2 protein-coding genes are annotated in these 1,316 nt (G+C 62.9%); both read left to right on the top strand.

Annotation, left to right across the window (positions count from 1 at the left end; all coding sequences use genetic code 11):
* Positions 1–736 (top strand): aldehyde dehydrogenase family protein (locus tag FNA46_RS25780; protein WP_143128093.1); only part of this gene is annotated, 736 nt, incomplete at its 5' end.
* 4 nt (positions 737–740) lie between these two features.
* Positions 741–1,316, top strand: a 576-nt coding sequence (locus FNA46_RS25775) for an iron-containing alcohol dehydrogenase (RefSeq protein ID WP_143128092.1), incomplete at its 3' end; no start/stop codon positions are given.

Below are 1,316 nucleotides of genomic sequence, written 5' to 3'. Positions count from 1 at the left end.
GGAGCGCGCCGCAGCCGGCACCTTCACCGGCATGGGTCTGGAACTGGGCGGCAAGGATCCCGGCTATGTCATGGAAGATGCCGACCTGGATGCCGCTGTCGATACGCTGATGGATGGCGCGACCTACAATTCCGGCCAGTGCTGCTGCGGCATCGAGCGCATCTATGTGCACGAAAGCCTCTATGATGCCTTCGTGGAGAAATCGGTGGCCTGGGTGTCGAACTACAAGCTCGGCAATCCGCTGGAGCAGGAGACCACGCTTGGCCCGATGGCCAATGCCCGGTTTGCGAAAACCGTGCGCGAGCAGGTGGCCGATGCGGTGGCGAAGGGGGCGAAGGCGCTCGTCGATCCCAAACTTTTCCCGCAGGACGATGGCGGCGCCTATCTGATGCCGCAGGTGCTGGTCGATGTGGACCATTCCATGGAATTCATGCGCGAGGAGACCTTTGGTCCTGCCGTCGGCATCATGAAGGTGAAGAGTGATGCAGAAGCGCTCGACCTGATGAACGACTGCAAATACGGCCTTACCGTCTCGCTCTGGACGAAGGACGAGGAGCGTGCGGCACGCCTCGGCGCCGATCTCGAAACCGGCACCGTGTTCATGAACCGCTGCGATTATCTCGATCCGGCGCTTGTCTGGACTGGCGTGAAGGAAACCGGCCGCGGCGGCTCGCTCTCCGTTCTCGGTTTCCACAATCTCACCCGGCCGAAATCCTATCACTTCAAGAAAGCCTGACCCCATGAACATCACCGCCAACTGGAGCTATCCCACCGCCGTCAAGCTTGGCCGCGGGCGCATCAGGGAACTGGGCGAGGCCTGCAAGTCGCTCGGCATGAAGAAGCCGCTGCTGGTCACCGATCGCGGCTTGGCCGGCATGGCGATCACGCAAGGCGCGCTGGAGGTGCTGGACGACGCCGGCCTTGGCCGCGCGCTGTTTGCCGATGTCGATCCGAACCCCAACGAGAAGAACCTGGACGCCGGCATCAAGGCCTATCGCGATGGCGGCCATGATGGCGTCGTGGCCTTCGGCGGCGGTTCCGGCCTCGATCTCGGCAAATGCGTGGCCTTCATGGTCGGTCAGACGCGGCCGGTCTGGGATTTCGAGGATATCGGTGACTGGTGGACCCGCGCCAGCGTCGAGGGCATCGCACCGATCGTTGCCGTGCCCACCACCGCCGGCACCGGTTCCGAAGTCGGCCGTGCCTCGGTCATCACCAATTCCGAAACCCATGTGAAGAAGATCATCTTCCACCCGAAATTCCTGCCGGGTGTCGTCATCTGCGATCCGGAACTGACGGTCGGCATGCCGAAGGCG

Origin of the sequence: Affinirhizobium straminoryzae, from assembly GCF_007004135.1 — a bacterium.
GTDB classification, from domain to species: domain Bacteria; phylum Pseudomonadota; class Alphaproteobacteria; order Rhizobiales; family Rhizobiaceae; genus Neorhizobium; species Neorhizobium straminoryzae.
Note: the sequence above shows the minus strand (reverse complement) of the source record. Positions and strands in the feature narration are given on the sequence as shown.